We start from the raw sequence: 19,337 nt of genomic DNA on the forward strand, positions 1-19,337 counted from the left end.
AATATGGAAAATAAAACGGATACTCCCGAATTTGAAGGATACGCAAAATTCCTTAGGGAAAAGGGAGCCGTATCTCAACTTCCGGCTTTCGATCCGAATTGGGTCGGAATGAAACCTCGCTTTAACGTAGAAGATAAAATCATAAGTATTCCAACAAATACAAATATTCTTCGTTTTCCGAAGACAATTTGGTTAACGGCCGCAGCAGCCGTTTTATTGCTTATGATTGGCGTTTGGTTTCGTTTTTGGACTCCGAAAACGAAACCTGAAATTGTTCAAGGAACTCCTCTTAACGCAGTAGTAGTTTTTGTAAAAGGTCAAGCTTCTGTTATGAGAGATGTTCAGACAAAGCTACATCGTGGCGACCTTTTGAATGAGTCCGATATTATTCTTACCAATGCCGGAGGAGCGGTGGATATCGGCTTAACCGATTCAAGTGTAATTCGCGTAAAAGAAAATAGCAGATTGATTTTGAAGGAATTGAGAGAAAACAACGGCTCTCAGATCAGAATAGATTTAACCGCAGGTAGATTGTTAAACGTAGTCGAAAAAGAAAAAAAAGGAAGCAATTTCTATGTGGAAACTCCTTCCACGGTTGCGGGTGTGAGAGGAACTTCTTTCGAAGTAAGTACGTCCAAGAACGAATCCGTGGTGTTTGTAGTGGAAGGGGCGGTGGAAGTGATTTCTTTAAATACTGCCGGGAAAATATATACTTTAGAAGCGACTAAACTTATAACCTTAAATAAAGACGGAGAAATTGAATCGATCGATCTCCCTAAGCTGAACTCTACTCTCCCGGAATATAAAGATATGAGAAAGAATCTTGAAAATCTGGATAGAGAACTTCTTTTAGATTTGCGGAATTTGAAGTCCGCGAAAACTGAAGAGGAATTGAGTAGAATTTATGACCTTAACATCGAACATATCATTATGAAAGATGGAAGAGAATTGAGAGGTGTCGTTGTTTCTCAGAAAAAGGGAAAGCTAGTGATCCAAACTCTGAAGGGTTCCTATATTCTGGACGAAAAAGCCGTAGATAAGATCAAGTACTGATTCGATTCCAAACTTTCTATCTCTAAATAAAATAAGCCGTTTGGTATAAATTTCAAGCGGCTTTTTTTATTTCCAAAAACGATAAAATAAAACGGAGCAATCCGGAAATTCGAAACCTTTTTGAACGTGCTCTAAGACTGTCCCAAAACGTAGGAACAATTGCAGCATTCCGCGGAGATTTTGATAACATAGAATCGTTTTGGAACAAACTTGAAAATTTTCTCATACGTTTAAGAGTGAATAAAAAAGTTCAACTTTGCGATTCAGTTTAAAATTCTCGGGTAATTTCGGCCGAGTTTTGGTATATTCGTATTTTCTAATTAGGAATCGATGTGATCGTAGATCCAGGAATCTAAAGACCAGGCACCGCCTCCGAGAAGAAAAAGTGCGATTCCCATGGAAACTGTGAGAATGTGATATTCAAATCCTTCCCCGCCTTGATTACCAAACCAATTCATAAAAAAGCCGATTTCTTTATGAGTCCATCCTGCTATTCCCAAGGTACATGTGATTCCAAACGCCGCTAATCTCGTGCAAAGTCCCAATAGGAGGGCAATGGATCCGAAAAATTCCGATAAAATTGCTAATATGGCCAAAATAGTTGGAAATTCGGCAGTATTTACCAGATAATCCATAGAAGCTTCGTAACCTACGCCTCCAAACCAGCCTAAAAGTTTTTGAGCACCGTGAGGGAAGATACAAATTGCAAGGCCGAATCGAAGAAAAAGAGTAGAGAAAAATTCTTGGGTTGAAAAGAAACTTTGAATCATGATGTGCTCCGAGAACTGCATTCTTTATGAATTTTTGAAGGAAGGAAAGAAATAAAAAATTCAAGAAAAAATCATTTGTAGGAACTCCTGTTTCTTACAAACGTTTAGTTGTTGATAGATAAGGATTTGGAAATTTATTGAAAAATAGGAGTTCCTATATTTCAGGAATCGATGAAAATATCCTGAACATCTATTTGATACTCTTAAAGTCTGTCTCAGAACCTCAAAAAAATCAACGCTATCATTCTGCAAGTTTGTAACAAACGTAAGAGTTTCCATGTTTTAGTCATAACCCACAAATACTTGGATCCGAAAATAAATCTGTCGGAATTCTGACAGTGAAACTTACCCACAACGCGACCCTTAGGAAGCGTTGTGCCTGAGTTTCCCTGATTTTTAAGTGGTGGGCGAAAGGCTCGGGAGATTTTTCTCTATCAGAAAATCATACTTCTTGCAAGTAAAAAGTATCATTCTTGTCGGAACACACTTGAAAAATGTGCGGTTTTGATCTTTATGATTCCAAAAATCTTCTTAATTGTGGGTATTTTACTCATCCCTACATAATAGAGTGTCCAAAATTCTGCATCTAAACGAGGGATTTGTGCTCAAAGTAACGGATTCTATTTTATAGTGATCAGTAGTAGGCTACACTGACATTTAAATTAGACGCGGGAGCGGAAAAAAGATATATGGGAAATCCTTTTCCAAACTTTGTCAAAAACCGATTCTCCAAAAAGCGCTCCCTTTGAGTCCATAAGATTGAGTTAGTTTTTTATATTTTTCTAATGTATTTAAATCGGAGATATAGCCGGTTCCATTTTTGTTTTTAAGAACGGTAAAACCGTCCTCGTTTGGAATAATTTCCGAATTCTCCTTAAGATTTCGAAAGTCATTTTGTGTGAGGATTTTTACCTTACCGTTTTGATTCCAAAAATATCCATAGAGAGGAAGTCCGAGCCAGAGTTTGGAACTTGGAATTTGTTTTAGCAGGAATTCCAAATTTTTCTTTGTCAGTGAAATGGAAGTGACGGGTCCCGGATTCGTTTTGGGAGAATGAAAATCATAACTCATCAAAACAAATTCATCGATGGATTCTTCTTGAAGCAAATCGGAATGAATGATCAAATTTCGATTCGGGAATTCTAATTGCGGGAACATTGCGATTGTAAGAACTTTTTCTTTGGGCAGTCTTTGCTTCAGCATTTGTATGAATTTCTTATAGTTCGGAATTTCCGATTTTGAGAGAGATTCTATATCCAAATGCAAACCGGCAATTTCTGGGTTTTGTTTCAAAAAATGAATTAAGTTTTGAATCCCAATTTTGATGCTTATGTTTGATTTTAGAAAACTAGAATTATTCTTAGAGATAGTACTGATTAACGGAATTAGTCTGATTTTATAATTCTTACTCAGATCCACGAAATTTTTCGGAAGCGCTGAAGGCTTAAAATCACCATTTGATAAAATGACGGCCCCTGTATAACAGATCGTATGTGATTTTGAAAAGATATCCATCCAATCTGATGTTGAGTACCTCTCAATGGATGCGGTTAAAGCGTAATTCCAATATAAAAATCGATCCGTTCCCCAGAGCGCATTTCCAACGAACAATGATAATACGGTAAAAAATTTTAAGATGTTCACGTCTTATGAATTATAGAATCAATTCATAAATTTCAATCAATCCGGGGACTTTTCAGACCGATTTTTTACTTACATGAAAAGAACCGGAATCATTCGGGAGGAAGTGAATTTTTGGTTATTAAAATGGATTTAAAAGAGGCAATCTGCGATGGCTTGCACAAACTTGGGATTTTAAATCCCGGGCACAGACCCAAGGTGACCTTTCATTCTTCCAGTCTTAACGAAATTTATCTCGCTACTGTTCCCCATCATTCCTTTGGAGTGAAAGTCATCTCAAATAAGGAAATGGCTGAAACTGAAAAAGAATCCTTGGAAGAACTATTTAGAATCGGGGTTCGCGTTCCCGAATGTTATGGAGTTGTACAGGCCGAAAATTTCTCGCTTTTAGTAATGGATTACATTGAATCCGGATCGACCTCGGGAGCTCGAGAAGATTTGATTCGAAATCTAAAATTGCTTTATCGCAAGGATTCGAATTCTTGGGGATGGAAACGAAATAATTTTATCGGAACTCTTTCCCAAAAAAATCGATGGTATTCCACCTTTGAAAAATTCTTCTGGGAAAGTCGCTTATCAACCCAATTGGATTTAGCTTTTTCACGTAAGCTGATTGCGGGCAAGGACGTAGAAAATGTAAAATACGTCTTTCAAAAATTTACGGAAGAATGGTCTCTCAATCGAAGTAATCCGAGGTTGATACACGGAGATCTTTGGTCTGGAAACATTCTTACTGGGAAGAACGGACATTCCTATTTGATCGACCCTTCGATTTCATTTTCACATCCCGAACAAGATCTCTCTATGTTGAATTTGTTCGGTAGCTCTTTAAATTTAGAAGAAATGCAACAGATTCTTTCTTTTTGCGGAATCGAAAACCCGGAACATTTCAAAGATAGAATTCCGTTTTGGCAGATGTATCCCGTTTTGGTTCATATTAATCTCTTCGGTTCTTCTTATTTATCTTCGCTTCGACAGATCCTACGTTATTACGGTAAAAGTTAATTCCGTTCGAAAAATATGTATTTGTCATTGTTGAGATTTAGGAAACGATTCCAAATGATGCAATATCAGCAAACTGAAACTAAAATATAAAAGAGTCTTACTTGAACGGGAATACAAAATCATTTTCGGAAAATAGTTTGATAGATGTTCGAAACGTCGTAAAACGTTTTAAGAATACGATCGCCGTGGACAATCTTAGTCTCCAAATTCAAAAAGGGGAATTTGTCGCTTTGCTCGGGCCGAACGGGGCCGGCAAAACCACTTTGATCGAAATGTTGGAAGGAATCCAAAAACCCGACGCGGGATCTATATCGATTCTTGGAACTACTTGGAAGGAAAACGAAACCTTCCTTAGATCTAAGGTCGGCCTAGCTCTCCAAGAAACCCGATTCATGGATCGGATTACGGTTCGAGAAACTTTGAATCTTTTCGGAACTTTTTATAAAAGTAAAAAACAGAGGTTGAGCGAAATTCTCGAGTTGATCGATCTGGGAGAGAAACAAAACACTTATGTAAGCAATCTTTCGGGAGGTCAAAGACAAAGATTGGCTCTCGGGGTTTCTATATTAAATTATCCTGAAATTCTTTTTTTGGACGAACCTACGACTGGATTGGATCCTGGAGCAAGAAGGGACGTTTGGAAAATTTTGAATCGTCTCCGGCAGAATAAAACCACAATGATTCTTACCACGCATTATATGGAAGAAGCGGAAATTCTCTGCGAAAAAATCATCATCATGGATCATGGAAGAATCTTAGATCAAGGAACTCTGACGGATCTTCTTGGAAGAACCGGTAGCGGCGAAATGATTCGATTTTCTATGGAGGATGGATCCAATCCCGAAAATTTAATTCCATTAGAGGGAATGTATAAGTTCTTTTGGGATTCCGCGAAGTCCGAAGCGAGAATTCACGTTTCCGCAATTACGGATTATCTTCCGGAATTGATACGAACGATTTCCGCTTCCGGAAAAAAGCTAAGTACATTAGAATGCCATAAAAAAACCTTAGATGATCTTTTTCTTAGTATGACCGGAAGAGGATTGGGAGAATGAAACAAGCATTCCAGCTGATAAATATACAACTTAAAGAATTTTACAGAGAACCTGCGATTCTTTTCTGGGCTTTTGTATTTCCGATCGCGATGGCAGGAATCCTTGGGATTGCGTTTAAAAATCGGGGATCAGAAGAAGTTAAAATTGCAATATTAGAAAATTCTTATCAACTTGAAGAACTTAAGAAAATCTTGGATTCCACTCGTGATAAAAACGAAAAATCGAAAGAAAAAACCCTCGCTTCTGATTCCGATAAACTTCCTTCCTTGAAGTTTTTGGTTCTTTCTAAAAATGAAGCGATTCGAGATCTTAAAAGAGGGAAACTCAACGTAATCGTCGAAAGGACACAGGGTGGAAAAATTCGTTTCTTTTTCGATACGGACAATCCGAACGGTCAGAGAGATTATCTTTTGATCTTGGCCAAAATCCGTTCGCGTTATACGGATTTTGAATTGCAGGTGGATCGTTTGGATTCGAAGGGGGTGAGATACATCGACTATTTAGTTCCCGGAATGCTTGCGATGGGCGTGATGAATTCCTGTCTTTGGGGAGTCGGTTGGAATCTGATCGAAATGAGGATGAAAAAACTTTTACGGAGAATGTCCGCGACTCCGATGAGTAAGTTGTCTTTTCTTATTTCCTTCTTTTTTACAAGATTGATCGTAACGACAATCGAATCGGTAATCCTGCTCGGATTTACTTTGTTTACGTTTGAGAACGCGTTGGAAGGTTCTTTCGGAGCCATAATTATGATTTTTCTTTCCGGAAATTTCGCATTTTCCTGTATTGGAATATTCGTCGGATCAAGGGCGGCGAATTCTCAAGTCGGAAATGGGCTCATAAATGCGGTTACGTTTCCTATGATGATTCTTTCCGGAGTTTTTTTCTCTTATCAAAATTTTCCCGAAATTGTACTTCCGATCATCAAAAATCTTCCTTTGACGTTGATGGCGGATTCTTTAAGGACGGTTTTTATCGAAGGGGCGGGTTTCATTTCGGTGATTCCCGCCGTGGTTGGGTTATTTGTTTACGGAATCGTATTTCTTTTTGTAGGAAATAAAATTTTTCGCTGGTCTTGATCGGCACGGATTCAATAGTTTTAGAGATGTTTTCCTCGACTTTGAAACAAGCCGCATATTCGACTTTTTTGAAACCGTTTTTTCTCTCTTTGGATCCGGAGACAGCGCACGAACTTGCAAAAAACTTACTTAACATCAGCGCAAAGTTTCCTGGAATCTTAACGTTAGTAGAATCGATGACATCTTATCGAAGTGATCGTTTGAAAACGAGAGTTGCCGGAATCGAATTCGAAAATCCTTTGGGAATGGGCGCGGGCTTTGATAAAACGGGAGAACTTTACCCTTTTCTTTCTCGAATGGGTTTCGGTCATATCGAAGTAGGAACGATCACAGGACAGTCGCAACCGGGAAATCTCAAACCCAGAGTGTTTCGCTATCCTGAAGATCAAGCTTTGATCAATCGTATGGGTTTTAATAATCCGGGCGCCGATTCGGCGGAGAGAATCATTGCTTCCCAAAAAAAGAGAAAGATTCGCGGGATCAACGCGGGTAAAACAAAAATCATTTCCGAAGAAAAAGCAGTCGAAGATTACGTTTATACTCTCAAGAAGCTTTCACCTTATGCGGATTACGCGGTTATCAATATTAGCTCTCCGAATACTCCGGGATTGAGAGATTTCCAAAAACAGGAAAATTTCGCGTCCCTGATTCAAGGAATTAAAAACGGGCTTGGAAAGAATTTTACAATTCCGTTATTCGTAAAATTTGCTCCCGATATGGAAATAAAAGATCTTGAGGCTTTGCTTGAGACCTCTTTGAGCTTGAAAGTCGACGGCGTCGTTTTAACCAATACCACCATTGATAAGTCTTCTTTGAAAGCGTATCCGAACGTGGAAAAGGAAGGAGGACTTTCCGGAACGCCTTTGAAAAATCGTTCCACTGGATTTGTACGAGTCGCATATCGGATTTTAAAACGAAGAATTCCGATTATCGGAGTCGGGGGAATCGATTCCGAAAAATCGGCCCTAGAAAAAATTCTTGCGGGAGCTGATTTAATTCAAATTTACACTGGTTATATCTATCAAGGACCTTTTTTACCTCTGAAGATTTTGGAGTTTTTGGATCGGTTCTTAAAAAAACAAAATCTAAAAACCGTGTCGGATTTGGTGGGAAAGGAAAAGGAAATTAAATACGATCCGAAATAGTTTAGAATCTTTTTAGAAAAACGAATTCGGATCGGACAAGCTAAAAATAAAAAGTGTTTAAGAAAACCGTATGTTTTAGAATATTAAGATAATATAAAATATGAACTAGGAATTGACAACTATGTTGAAAAGGTCATTGATTCTGATTTTGATTCTTTGTTTTTTTGTATGGGGATGTCCTATAAATCGAGGAAAGGATAAGAACTCAAAAAATTTGGAACTTCTTTTGGGATTGTATTTGCTCAACGAGGTGAATTATTATTGTGAACCGGAAGAAAACGTTCGAACCAGCGGAAGCGCGCCGAATTTCAGCGTATCGAATTCCAATCTAAGTCGGGTTCTTTTAACGGAAAGCGGAGGATATCAAGACGGCGGAACGGCTTATCTTGTCGGAACGGTGGAATTCTCCGGAATCGGAAGAAACAATCCGATGGGAATCGTTTATGCTGAACAGAATCATCAGTTTTCTTCCAACTTGAACCGTTTTATTTATCCGCTTTGGACAAACTCTTCGGGAGATTTGATTCAAGATAGCGGAAAAAGCGAATCTTTAGGTTATAGATCCGTTACGACTGCTTTTCCTATAGGTGCCACTCCGGGATATTACGCGCCTAGTTCGAATTATAACAATTTCAACAACAACCTCTTGGGGGCAAATTTTATCGTGCCGACCGCGCCGGGGCCGTTAGTCACTACGCGGAAAGTCACGAATAACACGGCTCAAACTTGCGAAGAATATAAATTTCGTGCGGAACAGAGCGGATTATTGGGGAGTTCCTCTTCGGGTTTGAAAAAGGTCTGGCAATCCAGAAAAAAATTGAATATCAACTTGATTTTTATTCAGAATGCCGTAGCGACTCCCACCACAGCCGGAATGGCGACGATGATACAAACTTTAAAGGATATTTATGCGCAAGATACGGTTAAAATCGACGTAACGGTCACAGCTTCCTTGATACCCGCTGCTGCTGGAGCTCCTTACTTAACAATCGCAAATATTTCAGATGATTATGGGGATGTGGTAGGCTCTTTAGGATCTCTTTATAGGAATAACCCATCTAATGTACAGGATTCGAATTCTTTGAACATTTACATCACAAGGGATTATCAGATTTCGAGCAGCGCGCCTGCTGGGATTTTAGGGATTTCATCTGGCATACCCGGAATTCCAATTACCGGTACTCCGAAATCGGGTATGATCGTATTTATCGAAAATCATAGAACGTCTTCCGGATGCGGAGTGCAAGGGCAGGACTTAATCTGCGAGTCAGATCAGGTTTTTCTTGCTAAGACAATCGCTCATGAAGCCGGTCACTATTTAGGTCTTTACCATTTAGTAGAGAAAGACGTCGTCAAAGGGCGTTATTCTTTGGACCCGCTTCCCGAAACTCCGGAATGTAAGGACCAAAACGGAAATAACATTGTAGGTTTATGGGAATGTCTGGGCGAAGGGTTTTATGATAGTGGGGGACTTAATCTGATGTTTTGGGCCGGAAACCCTAAGATAAATCAAACTCAATTGACGGGAGAACAGGGCTGGGTGCTTCGCTCGCATCCTCTTGTATATTAAGAAAATGGAATTAAATAAATCTATGATAAATATCAAAATAAGCTTCTACGGTATAATCGTTGCATTTTTATTTGGGATTTCTTTTGGAATCCAAGCTCAGGTTTTGGATCAGAGTCAATATCAAAAAATCAAAGCCGTGGTCATACAAACGGGTCACATTGAAAAAGAAACTTTGATGCGAGAAATTTATGCGATCGATCCTAATCCTCAGGAATATCTGGTCGCCATCGCAAAAGATCCGGAGTTGAGAGTATATGCAATTTCCCAACTTAACGAACTAATTGCGGATTTTGGAGGGAATTCCGCAAGGGATTATTTGGAATCCACCATCTCCAACGAGGGTGCACATCCTTCTATTCGAAACTCCGCCGTCTTCTCTTATGGAAAAACGTTCTATTTTTCGGATAGAAATCATGCGGAGAATTTTCTAAAGCGTTTCTCTTCTCATGATCGAATCGGAACTTTTGTACAAAACACTTTAAAAGAATTGCGAATGGGAAAAATCAGTTCGACTCGATTTTCGGAAAAATTGAAAAAAGAAAACATGGATCGCATTAGAAATAGGAATTTGAGAAAGTCGGATCCATCGATCAAAAACCCGTAAAGTAATTTGGTCCGCTATCTGAGAACCGATTTTATTTAAAAAGACGATTCCGGATATCCGATATGAGATGAGTTTCTTTAGATCGAACTTACGCTGAAATAAAAACCATTCGAATTTATCAGAATCTCCGCGGATCTCTGGAATTGTTCTTACGCTTCGGGCCAAGCTCTTATCTTAAAAAGAACTCGTAATTCCCCAAAATGACACTTCAAAATGGAATGAAAATTCTCAAGGATTATGCGAGAAATCTCAACTACGGACGGACTACTGAAATTTTATCACATTAAACAAGCATGCTTTCAGCAATGAGACATATAGAAATTATAGTCTTCAATTCGAAATGAATTTGAAAATAAAAATGAACCAGACAAAAAAGAGTCACATTTTTGGAATTAGGATGGATTTTGTCAGGGGTAAAAATATACTAAACATATATATAGTCTACTTGTTGGAGCAAAAATTTGGAGACCATAGAAAATTTACGCGAAACTCTTTACTGGAAAATGGAAAGGACTTTAAAAAAATTCGAGTACGACTTTCAAGTTTCTCCGAAACCGATTCAGGTTCTTAGACATACGTATTCACAAGAAATCGTAAATTTCATATTCGAATCTTTGGAAAAAAAGTAATCACTTCTTCTTTCGAAATTTTTCTATGATAAGGCTAAGAGCTTCCAATTCCGAATCCGGAACTTCCAAAAGACTTTCCAACAAGGCTTCAATCTGCGGACGGTTTCGAATCTTTTTAAGAATCGCCCGATAACGATCCGTTTCAAAATCCGTTTTTATTTCAATCTCAGTGATTAGCATTTCGCCTTCACCCGCAATGAGCCAAAGAGGGTTTACATTGTGTATGGTTCGAAGCCTGAGTAAGGATTCTTGTGAAAAGCTCTTTGCCCTTTCATTAATAAGATCACTGATAAATGCAGGTTTAAGATCGATGGATCTTGCAAATTCGGCCTGAGAAAATCCTAAGGTTTCAATAAGCCTTTTTAAACGATCTGAGAATTTTTTATTCACTTTATACATTTTAAACGTATTAAATCATTGACAAAAATACATTTTAGACGTATGATTATTTAACGCGAGGAGAAACTCGTCAAAATCGATTTCGGTCTTTTGCACGACCAAAACTCGCAAATGGAAGTGAAATCGCAATCACAAAAAGGAGATTCAATGATCATCATTAACGGAAACGAATGCAAGGATTTCATTTGTATCACATTAGAAATGAAAACCCTCTCTAAGTTCGCAAAGGAAGCGGAAGCGGAAGCGGAAGTGAATTACGATCACCTTTCGAAAAGTTTAAACGGACAACAGTCTTATGCAGAAATCAGAGAAGTATTCCAAAAATGGAATGTTCCGTATCGTACTATTCGCTCAACGCGTTTCTGCGATAAACGAAAAAACGGGGGAATTTCATTATGAAACAGAACAATCTTGCTAAGATTACCAATAAAAATCCGATCCCAAACAGGGATAATTTGTGCCCGATTGTTCTTTCCGAAATAGAAAGAAAAGCGGTCGTTCAAATCGCCGAATATGCAAGAGAACAATTTACGACATTCGATTGGAGATGGAACGATCATTCCAAAATGCAAGATAATGAAGTTACCTTTCTTTTTCTTGTAAAAAACGACATTATCCGAATCTGCGAAAGAAAACCGAACAAGATCAAAGAGTTTATTAATATTCTTGAGTATATCTTGGAAGAAGAATTTAGCGAATAATTCAAACTAAAAAATTATTAAGGGGAACTTTACTATGATGACCAACTTATGTATTCAATGCAACCGAAAAGAGTCAATGCGTCAAACTGACCTTTGCGAGGAATGTCTGATCGAAAATTTCAAGCCTTTAATCCTTCTTTCAAATGAGATTCGTTACCTTAATTCGAAAGACACAAGCAATGCAACGTCAGAAGAACCCAAAACATCAGGATAAAATTAGAATTATGCACTCTGAAAAAATTAAAAGGTTTATTATAAACGACGAAGTCGTTCACAACGGAAAATTTTGGAAAAGAGGAAGAAGACTTTCTCAAAGATTGAAACAAATCGTTATTGAATCTCAACTCAATCTCAAAGACATAGCGTTTAAATATTCCCAAAACCTCTACGAGGAGCATACCGCTCCTCTTTACCGCGAACACCTTGCAGACGTCATCAAAGGGACTCGTAATACCGTACGTTATGTAAAGGCAATCGAAGAATCTTGGAAACTCCCAATCGAAACGGTCCGTTCCATTTATCGAGAAGACATAGAAAGAAAATCGGAAAAGTTAGATCCAGATTCCCTTCGAGACTTTATAAATTGGTATAGGGAAATTCTGCATTCCAAAAAAGAAATTCCGAACGATCCACAAATATAAAATGCAAGAGGACTCGCAATCTGAAAGCAAAATCGAAAAGTTAATCTGGGGGATTTAAAATGACAAAACAAAAATCGATAAAAGTAAACGTTCAAAATAGTAAGAAAAAATCCCTACGAAGAAAATTGTTTCCGTTACGATTCTTTCTTTTTCGCCTAACGGAATCTCTGTGGACACAACCCTAAAAAGATCGAAATAGGAAGAACAGTGTCGAAATCAAAGGATACGCTTAACAAAGCCGGCTCAACCAACTTGCCGAATCATGTAGATATGGGCAAACTATTCACCTCTATAATGTAGAGATGAATAGTTTTCGGTTATACTTTCTTTTGGGCGCTTCCGATTTGGGTTTTTAATTGGTACTTTGATATGCCTTTGGCATTCATTGCAATTTTTCGAGAAAAGAAACAGAACCAATCGAAAAGTACATTGATTTAGTGTAGGTTCGGCGTGATTCATTTTTCCGTAGGAAATTTGAAACGTTCGAATGAATGACTTGGGGATTATTGTTATGATTGTATGTTTACTGGAACCGCGATTTTACTTTAAGAAGCAACTTTACGATTCGGGTTTAAAAATATTCGAAATTAACAATCGAACAAAAAAGCACGAAATAAGATTAGATGATTTTTGCCCTGATACTGTAATCGATTAGAAAACAGCATCAGGGAAATTTATTTGAGATTATTGTTGTGGAGCGGAAGTCGCAAAACGGAAAGTGACCCTTCTGTTTTTAGCGTCTTTTGCATCGAGTCCGGAAACAGGTTCTGAGGAGCCTGAACCTTTCGTAACAATACGATTTGCGGGGATTCCTTGTTTGATCAAAGCCTGTTTAACGGCATTTGCACGAAGTTCGGAATAAAAGATATTTCCCTTTTTAGCTCCTTCGGCTTGTTCAGGTCCGACAGCATCGGTGTGTCCGGTAATTTCAAGAGCGTAGCTGTCGGGAAGTTTTCCAAGACCTTCTTTAATTACCGGAACGTTTGCCTTAGACCATCCGCTGAAATCGCCCGGATTGACATCCGCTTTTTTGTAGCTGAATCCTGGGCGAGTGATTCCGTCAGGATATCTAAAGTCTTTCAATTTTTCGTTTAAGGAATCGGCAATCGCTTCCGGAGAGTTAACGTCGACACTTCTATTTGCAGCAGCGGATTGCTCTTGGGCTGACGGCTCAGGAGCTGCAGGTTCCTCTTTTTTTTCAGCAGAGGAGCAAAGAGTGAATGAAAATGCAATTGCACCGAGCAGAATCAGATTCAAAATTTTTTTGACCATGTTTCTTTCCTTCCTTCCTTAGAATCTTCAGGGGTTTTGGTTTCAATGTGTCACACTAAGGTTTAGGAAGGAAAATGGAAACTTTTTTTTTAGAATGCTAAAAACGTGCGGAATAAAAATCTGGAATCCTTTTTCATTTTCGATGAACTTAGAACTGAAAGCAGAAGTATTGGAAGAATTTTCCGGAAATCGATTGGATCGATTTTTAAAATTTTCTTTCGGGGATGAAATGTCCCGAGCCACAATTCAAAAATGGATTGAGTGCGGGTATGTTCGCAATCAGGACCGAAAAATTTGCGATAAAAGTTCCTGGAAAGTAAAAACGGGAGAACAATACTTTCTCTCTATCCCTCCAAGGCCACCCCTTAACTTGGAGCCGATTCCGATGGTATTACCTGTTGTTTTAGAAAGAGAAGATTATCTCATCATTCACAAGCCGCCCGGGATTGCAAGTCATAGTGGACCGGGGGATCGTTCTCCAAGTCTGGTCAACGGGCTTCTTCATCATTTCAAAGAATTGTCAAAGGTCGGAGGAGAAACAAGGCCGGGAATCGTCCATAGATTGGATAAGCCCACGGAGGGATTGATGCTCATCGCTAAAAACGATCGGGCGCACGGAAAACTTTCCGAACTTTTTAGAAAAAGAGAAATCGAAAAAAAATATTATGCTTGGGTTCAAGGACATTTTCCCGCAGAGACGGGGACGATCGATCTTCCGATTGCGAGGCATCCGATCGAAAGATTAAAGATGACCGTTTCTCCCAAAGGAAGGAAATCCGTAACTCATTACAAAGTTCTAAAATACGTCAACTCCCGTTCCGGAAGAAAATTCAGCTTTGTCGAAGTGGGTTTGGAAACGGGAAGGACTCATCAAATCAGAATTCATTTTCAAAGCCAACGGTGCCCTGTTGTCGGAGACTTATTGTACTCGAGGGCTGGTTCTCAGTTTGAATCGTACGGATTGCAACTTTTATCTTATTATCTCAAATTCAAAGACCCGTTTACGGGGGAGATCATTGAAGCGACTCTTGCCCTCAGTGAAAGGTTTCTTAGATTTGAGAAGAATGCTCCGCTGTTCTGACCCGAATCAAACTTTGGTCCTTGCGATCGGCGAGAACCGGGAAATTCTCCCTATAATCCAGAATCGATTTTTTACGAGCATTATAGAATAGGACGGTTTCTATTCCCTCACCTGCGTCCATAAAATCTCCGTTAGGCGCTACGGCGAGAGAATGGCCGTTGTGACGAATGCTTTTGTTATATCCTGCGATTCCGATCCGATTGATTCCAAAAACGTAAGCCTGATTTTCAATCGCCCTCGTTTTTAGGATCAATTCCCAGTGATGGATTCTCGGAGTCGGCCAGTTTGCGTGAACGGTAAAAATATCCGTTTCTCCCGCCAGTCTTCGAAAAATTTCCGGAAAACGGATATCGTAACAGATAAAGGGGGTAATCCTAAAGCCGTTGAGATCATAACTGACAATTTCCGAGCCGGGGCTGTAATGACGATCTTCGCCCCCGAAAGTAAATGGATGAATTTTAGAATAACGTAATATAATTTCTCCTTTTGGGCTTACGACGCTTACGGTATTAAAGGGTTTTCCTTCCGGGTTTTTTCGAATCCAACCGCCGCAGATCGTTGCTTTGGTGTCTTTTGCTATTTCCTTTAAGAACGTTTCGGTTGGACCTTTATCCCGTTCTGCGATTCTTTCCGATCTCATCGTAAATCCGGTCGCAAAAGTTTCCGGAAGCAAAATCAAATCAGGAGTTTCGTCCGACTTTTTTTCAAGAGCGGAATGGATTAGTTCACGAACGTGTTCGTAGTTTGTTTCCTGGTTTTCCCAGGAAAGATCGCATTGTACAAGAGCAATATTCAATTCACCTGGATTCAATTTTGTTTTTCCTCCTCGAGCAATTTCATTCTTCCGAAGGAGCGTTTCGGATTTGATTCTTTCGAACAAAAGGTTTTTTCGAAACTCGATGGTACTTAGGGCGAATCGTAATTTCGGTAAAACCCAAATTCTCCGGGCTTGAAAGAGCATATCCGAAGGCGCTCAAAATTTCGGAAACGTTCAAATAAGAATTCGGATCGGAATCTTTTTCGAAATCCAGAAGATTGTAAAACTCGGTATCCGAGATATCGGGGTTGATGCTCATAAATTTGACTCCCGATTTTCGAGTTTCTTCGAATAAATTTAATCCGAAATGTCTCAGACCGGCCTTGGTTCCCGCGTAAGCCGCCCCTCGAACCGATTCTTTCAATGCCGCGATCGAATGAATTTGAATGATCCAACCTCCGTTCTTCTTTAGATCTTTTAGAAATAATTTAGTGATTAGAATCGGGGAAACAAAATTGACGATGAGCATTTTTTCCAATTCTTCGAAAGGGATTTCTTCATGCGGAGAAAAATTGCCAAAGCCGGCGTTGTTTACTAGAATTTTCAAAGGAGGTTCTTCCTTGAGAATATTTGATAATCGAAGTCCGATCTCCTTCGTATTCGAAAGATCAAGCGTAACGTGGCGATACAAAGGGGAATTTTCCAAAAGAACGGATTTCGGTTTCGTTCTGGAGATCCCAATCACTCTATAACCTTCGGAAATTAAAAATTCTGAAATCGCTTTTCCGATCCCTTTGGAGGAACCTGTGACGACCGCCGACGAGCTGTTTGGTTCCGAGTTTGTTTTCATTTGGATTCCGTTTGATCGGCGACAAGCCTGTGGATTCTTTCTCGAGGGAAAAATGTTTCCAATTCTTTTTCAAGGACTGTAAACATTTCTTTTTCTAATACTTCCGAATACGATTTTATTCCCCCGTGAGTATTCATCGGAAGGTAAAACAAATAAGAATCCGGTCTTCGTTTTTTGGAATTCTTAAAATAGTCCGAATTCATCCGAAATATGCCGAGACTGATGTCTCTCAGTTTTTCTCCTGGAATTTCCTCGAAAATTTTCCGAACGAATTCCGAATAAACGGATTTCCAATTCGGGACGTTTAAGATCGGATCGAAACAAAGTCGGACCTGCCAGCCCGCGTTCAAAGCGTCTTTGATATTTTTCAATCGGGAGGAAAGTTTCGGAGTCAGAGGTTCGTGTTCCTCGATTACGGAATCCGGCGAAAGAGTCCAAGCAAGAATTGTATTCGAAGTCGGCTTAAGATCGGCGATAGATTTGAAATTGGCGCTTTTGGTTCTGATTTCGACGATCAAGTCGGGATTGGAACCCGCAAACAGAATCCATTCTTTACAATACCCTAATATATTTTCCAGGGCCAAAAGATCCGTATCGTAGGAAATACAAAGATAAAGGGATTTAGAAAGTTTGAGTTGTTCCCGGGTTTTTTGGATATATTCTTCGTTGTTTACAAAAATCACAATATTAGCCGAAGGATACATTCCTTGAAGATAGCAGTAGGAACAGTTGTAAAGGCAGTTTAGTACAAGGGCGTTGTAATAGAAGAATTGATATCCGAAGTTCGGAGCGATTCCCGAACCTGGATATAAGAATTGTTCTTTTCGTTTTGCTAATATAAGTTTTGGGCTTCGTTTCTGGGCTTGGAAACTTTGAGCGGATGGATTGAATACTTCCTTGTAAGAATCGATGGGGATTGTGTGGGATTCGGGAAACTTGGAAAGAATTTCCGAAGTTTTCGGATGATACTTCGCGGATTCTTCCACGTAGATATGAGAGAATCTTTTAGGACTGATAAAATTGTCTGAGCGCATACAATCCTTTTCTCCCTTCTTCTCTTGTCCTAACTCCGGTGTCTTTCAAGTTTAAAATTCCGTTTGTACTTTTCAAAATACTAAGACCTTGTTCGGAAGAATTTCCGGTTCTGATTTTATAGCCGATCATCCAATCTTTCAGTTGAATCCTTTCGGTTTCCGATAAACGTAAAAATTCGGTTATAAATGAAAGAGCGGCGATTTCGTTTTGTTGAAGCTCGACTTCGTTTCCTTTTGAAACCGGGATTGACAAAATCGAAAGGATGTCCGGAAGAGCCTCTTTAATTCTAAAAGAAATCGTATCGACGATTCCGATTTCTTTTTCAGATTCCAATTTCGTAAAATGATCCGAAATCGTTTTAACAATCCGAATTTTATCCGAAGAAAAGAATTTTCTCGAAGCTTGAAAAAAACCGAAAGCCTCCATGTCGACTAACGTGTTCGGAAGTTCGGAAATTTCGTTTCGAAATACGGGTTTATCAACCGTCAATAAAACCGACTCTGGAATTGGGGATTTAAAAAGAATATCCGGATAAACGCTTTTTGACGATCCTTCGTCTTTGATTTTATGGATTAAAAACGATTTGCCGATTTTGAAGGATTCTTTCGGGGCGCCGCAGATTCCGAAGTTCAAAATCCAGGATGAATCCACCACGGAATTCTTAAATTCGTTTAACAAAAATACAACAGACATCGCCGAAAAAATTTTGCCCGCTCCGGAAACGACCAAGATATATTTTTCGTTTCGATAAATCGGAAAAGGGGTTTTGTCCCGGAGAATTTTCAAACCCAACGTTTCGATCAAAGGTTTTGCTTCCGGGAAAAGTGCGGCGGAGATAAAAATCATCTTTCTTTCTTGATATCTTGGCCTGGAATTGGGGACAAGAGAGAAATCGTCTCTAAGGAAAGAAAAGGAGCCTTTTATGGATCTGATTGAAAAAGTAAAAAGGGAATTTTGGCCGAAGTTAAAATCCGTAATGTTCAAGATTCCGTTTACGGGGGATCTTGTGGCACTTTATTATTCCATGATGGATCCAGAAACTCCACTTCGAACCAAGCTCATTATTGCGGGCGCACTGGCTTATTTTATTTTTCCTTTGGATGCTGTTCCTGATTTTATTCCGGGCGCGGGATTTCTGGATGACGCGGGAGTAATTGCAGCGGTACTGGCAAGTGTACAATCGGCGATTCGAGAAGAACATAGAGAAATGGCCCGAAAATTTTTGGAGAAAAAATGAATTTAGACAACGAAATCAAAATTAGATACGAACACTTCCTAAACTTTGTTCCAAAAGTAATGGAATTTTTGACGATAACTCAGGAAGAGGCAGATCTCGACATCGCTTACAAAGGAGAAACCGATCTCGTTACAAAAGCGGACAAAGGCTCCGAAGAGAGGATCATCGACGAAATCGAGAGAATGTTTCCTTCGGATAGTATTTTAGGCGAAGAAGGAACCGATAAAAAAGGAAGTTCCGTATTCAAATGGATCATTGATCCTCTTGATGGAACTGTCAATTATTCTCATAGACTTCCTTTGTATTGCGCTTGTATCGGTTTGGAGAATCAGGAAAACAAGGAAGTTGTTATGGGAATTGTCCCCTTTCCTGCAATGAATGAGGTTTATCACGCACGTAAAGGCCAAGGTGCGTTTAAAAATCAAAAACCGATTTCCGTTTCAAAAACGAAAGATCTGAAACAGTCTTTACTTTGTACAGGTTTCCCTTACGATCGGGAAAAGAAAATCGATCGACTCACGTTTTTTCATAAAAACTTTTTATTGAAGGCGAGAGGGGTTCGAAGGATCGGAGCGGCCGGACTCGATCTTTGTTGGGTTGCCGAAGGACGTTTTGACGCGTTTTGGGAAGAAGATTTAAAACCTTGGGACATGGCCGCCCCGTCCGTGATACTCGCCGAAGCGGGCGGAAGGATGTCGACTTACGATGGTAGTGCGTTTTCTTCCTACGTTCCTAATTTGATCGCAAGCAACGGATTCCTTCACGAAAAGATGGTGGAAAGAATGGGGGATTATCGTTATGACTTGAATTAAC

The 19,337-nt window shown here is 39.3% G+C and carries 23 protein-coding genes; 15 read left to right on the forward strand and 8 right to left on the reverse strand.

Annotated elements, in window-relative coordinates:
- The first annotated feature begins 3 nt into the window (after positions 1–3).
- A complete protein-coding gene (locus tag FHG67_RS00975; RefSeq protein ID WP_004495281.1) occupies positions 4–1,053 on the forward strand; it encodes a FecR family protein in 1,050 nt (349 codons plus the stop codon).
- Positions 1,054–1,373: 320 nt separating this feature from the next.
- Here the strand turns inward: FHG67_RS00975 and FHG67_RS00980 are convergent, their stop codons facing one another.
- Complete coding sequence (locus FHG67_RS00980; protein ID WP_002634734.1) at positions 1,374–1,823, reverse strand: DoxX family protein; 450 nt, start codon at positions 1,821–1,823, stop codon at positions 1,374–1,376.
- A gap of 714 nt (positions 1,824–2,537) precedes the next feature.
- A complete protein-coding gene (locus FHG67_RS00985) occupies positions 2,538–3,467 on the reverse strand; it encodes a glycosyl hydrolase family 18 protein (protein ID WP_036075012.1) in 930 nt (309 codons plus the stop codon).
- Between the two features lie 111 nt (positions 3,468–3,578).
- On the opposite strand from FHG67_RS00985, the gene FHG67_RS00990 reads away from it, so the two are divergent.
- The 7 genes from FHG67_RS00990 to FHG67_RS21585 all read left to right on the forward strand — a co-directional run bounded on the left by FHG67_RS00990 (position 3,579) and on the right by FHG67_RS21585 (position 10,551).
- Positions 3,579–4,469 carry a fructosamine kinase family protein gene (locus FHG67_RS00990; RefSeq protein WP_002634811.1) on the forward strand — a complete coding sequence of 297 codons (891 nt, stop codon included), beginning with the start codon at positions 3,579–3,581 and terminating at the stop codon, positions 4,467–4,469.
- Positions 4,470–4,570: 101 nt separating this feature from the next.
- Positions 4,571–5,524 (forward strand): ABC transporter ATP-binding protein, encoded by a 954-nt coding sequence (locus FHG67_RS00995; protein ID WP_016758634.1) that lies wholly within the window; start codon positions 4,571–4,573, stop codon positions 5,522–5,524.
- The gene (locus FHG67_RS01000; protein WP_004495283.1) at positions 5,521–6,603 is read left to right on the forward strand and encodes an ABC transporter permease; all 1,083 of its coding nucleotides are present in this window, start codon (positions 5,521–5,523) and stop codon (positions 6,601–6,603) included. Before FHG67_RS00995 ends, FHG67_RS01000 begins: the two co-directional genes overlap by 4 nt.
- A 26-nt stretch (positions 6,604–6,629) precedes the next feature.
- Positions 6,630–7,748: a quinone-dependent dihydroorotate dehydrogenase gene (locus FHG67_RS01005; RefSeq protein ID WP_004501167.1), complete on the forward strand. Its 1,119-nt coding sequence runs from the start codon at positions 6,630–6,632 to the stop codon at positions 7,746–7,748.
- Between the two features lie 121 nt (positions 7,749–7,869).
- Positions 7,870–9,318, forward strand: coding sequence for a M43 family metalopeptidase leptolysin (locus FHG67_RS01010; RefSeq protein ID WP_004495269.1), 1,449 nt, complete (start codon positions 7,870–7,872; stop codon positions 9,316–9,318).
- Between the two features lie 22 nt (positions 9,319–9,340).
- Entirely contained in the window at positions 9,341–9,922 is a 582-nt protein-coding gene (locus tag FHG67_RS01015; protein ID WP_004495315.1) for a hypothetical protein, read from the forward strand.
- 461 nt (positions 9,923–10,383) lie between these two features.
- Positions 10,384–10,551 (forward strand): hypothetical protein, encoded by a 168-nt coding sequence (locus FHG67_RS21585; RefSeq protein WP_004495301.1) that lies wholly within the window; start codon positions 10,384–10,386, stop codon positions 10,549–10,551.
- On the opposite strand, the gene FHG67_RS01020 is transcribed toward FHG67_RS21585, so the two are convergent.
- Positions 10,552–10,950, reverse strand: coding sequence for a helix-turn-helix domain-containing protein (locus FHG67_RS01020; protein ID WP_004495343.1), 399 nt, complete (start codon positions 10,948–10,950; stop codon positions 10,552–10,554). It lies immediately after the preceding gene.
- 111 nt (positions 10,951–11,061) lie between these two features.
- Between FHG67_RS01020 and FHG67_RS01025 the strand changes: the two genes are divergently transcribed.
- The 4 genes from FHG67_RS01025 to FHG67_RS01035 are packed head-to-tail and all read left to right on the forward strand — an operon-like array spanning position 11,062 to position 12,292.
- Positions 11,062–11,349, forward strand: a complete 288-nt coding sequence (locus FHG67_RS01025) for a hypothetical protein (protein ID WP_142499601.1) — start codon at positions 11,062–11,064, stop codon at positions 11,347–11,349.
- Positions 11,346–11,651, forward strand: a complete 306-nt coding sequence (locus FHG67_RS01030; RefSeq protein ID WP_004501158.1) for an LIC13344 family protein — start codon at positions 11,346–11,348, stop codon at positions 11,649–11,651. Before FHG67_RS01025 ends, FHG67_RS01030 begins: the two co-directional genes overlap by 4 nt.
- A gap of 34 nt (positions 11,652–11,685) precedes the next feature.
- A complete protein-coding gene (locus tag FHG67_RS21590; protein ID WP_080597078.1) occupies positions 11,686–11,865 on the forward strand; it encodes a hypothetical protein in 180 nt (59 codons plus the stop codon).
- 10 nt (positions 11,866–11,875) lie between these two features.
- Positions 11,876–12,292 carry a hypothetical protein gene (locus tag FHG67_RS01035; protein WP_004501143.1) on the forward strand — a complete coding sequence of 139 codons (417 nt, stop codon included), beginning with the start codon at positions 11,876–11,878 and terminating at the stop codon, positions 12,290–12,292.
- 684 nt (positions 12,293–12,976) lie between these two features.
- Here FHG67_RS01035 and loa22 read toward each other — a convergent pair.
- Positions 12,977–13,564: an OmpA family outer membrane lipoprotein Loa22 gene (loa22, locus tag FHG67_RS01040; protein WP_002634744.1), complete on the reverse strand. Its 588-nt coding sequence runs from the start codon at positions 13,562–13,564 to the stop codon at positions 12,977–12,979.
- 142 nt (positions 13,565–13,706) lie between these two features.
- On the opposite strand from loa22, the gene FHG67_RS01045 reads away from it, so the two are divergent.
- Positions 13,707–14,645 carry an RluA family pseudouridine synthase gene (locus tag FHG67_RS01045; protein ID WP_036075031.1) on the forward strand — a complete coding sequence of 313 codons (939 nt, stop codon included), beginning with the start codon at positions 13,707–13,709 and terminating at the stop codon, positions 14,643–14,645.
- On the opposite strand, the gene FHG67_RS01050 is transcribed toward FHG67_RS01045, so the two are convergent.
- Genes FHG67_RS01050 through FHG67_RS01065 form a run of 4 tightly spaced genes read right to left on the reverse strand, consistent with a single transcriptional unit; the run spans position 14,614 to position 18,133 of the window.
- A complete protein-coding gene (locus tag FHG67_RS01050; protein WP_004498355.1) occupies positions 14,614–15,456 on the reverse strand; it encodes a carbon-nitrogen family hydrolase in 843 nt (280 codons plus the stop codon). The genes FHG67_RS01045 and FHG67_RS01050 overlap by 32 nt on opposite strands.
- Positions 15,457–15,481: 25 nt before the next feature.
- Complete coding sequence (locus tag FHG67_RS01055; protein WP_004495273.1) at positions 15,482–16,252, reverse strand: SDR family NAD(P)-dependent oxidoreductase; 771 nt, start codon at positions 16,250–16,252, stop codon at positions 15,482–15,484.
- Complete coding sequence (locus tag FHG67_RS01060) at positions 16,249–17,286, reverse strand: SPL family radical SAM protein (RefSeq protein WP_004498411.1); 1,038 nt, start codon at positions 17,284–17,286, stop codon at positions 16,249–16,251. The genes FHG67_RS01055 and FHG67_RS01060 overlap by 4 nt, the downstream gene beginning before the upstream one ends.
- Positions 17,258–18,133, reverse strand: a complete 876-nt coding sequence (locus FHG67_RS01065; RefSeq protein ID WP_004498362.1) for a 5'-methylthioadenosine/S-adenosylhomocysteine nucleosidase family protein — start codon at positions 18,131–18,133, stop codon at positions 17,258–17,260. The genes FHG67_RS01060 and FHG67_RS01065 overlap by 29 nt, the downstream gene beginning before the upstream one ends.
- A gap of 76 nt (positions 18,134–18,209) precedes the next feature.
- Here FHG67_RS01065 and FHG67_RS01070 point away from each other — a divergent pair, with 76 nt between their 5' ends.
- Together FHG67_RS01070 and FHG67_RS01075 are read left to right on the forward strand one after the other, a co-directional pair.
- Positions 18,210–18,524 (forward strand): YkvA family protein, encoded by a 315-nt coding sequence (locus tag FHG67_RS01070; RefSeq protein WP_004495290.1) that lies wholly within the window; start codon positions 18,210–18,212, stop codon positions 18,522–18,524.
- On the forward strand, positions 18,521–19,336 hold the full coding sequence (locus FHG67_RS01075; RefSeq protein WP_002634754.1) for an inositol monophosphatase family protein: 816 nt from the start codon (positions 18,521–18,523) through the stop codon (positions 19,334–19,336). The genes FHG67_RS01070 and FHG67_RS01075 overlap by 4 nt, the downstream gene beginning before the upstream one ends.
- The last annotated feature ends 1 nt before the right edge of the window (position 19,337 follow it).

Origin of the sequence: Leptospira weilii (assembly GCF_006874765.1) — a bacterium.
GTDB classification, from domain to species: domain Bacteria; phylum Spirochaetota; class Leptospiria; order Leptospirales; family Leptospiraceae; genus Leptospira; species Leptospira weilii.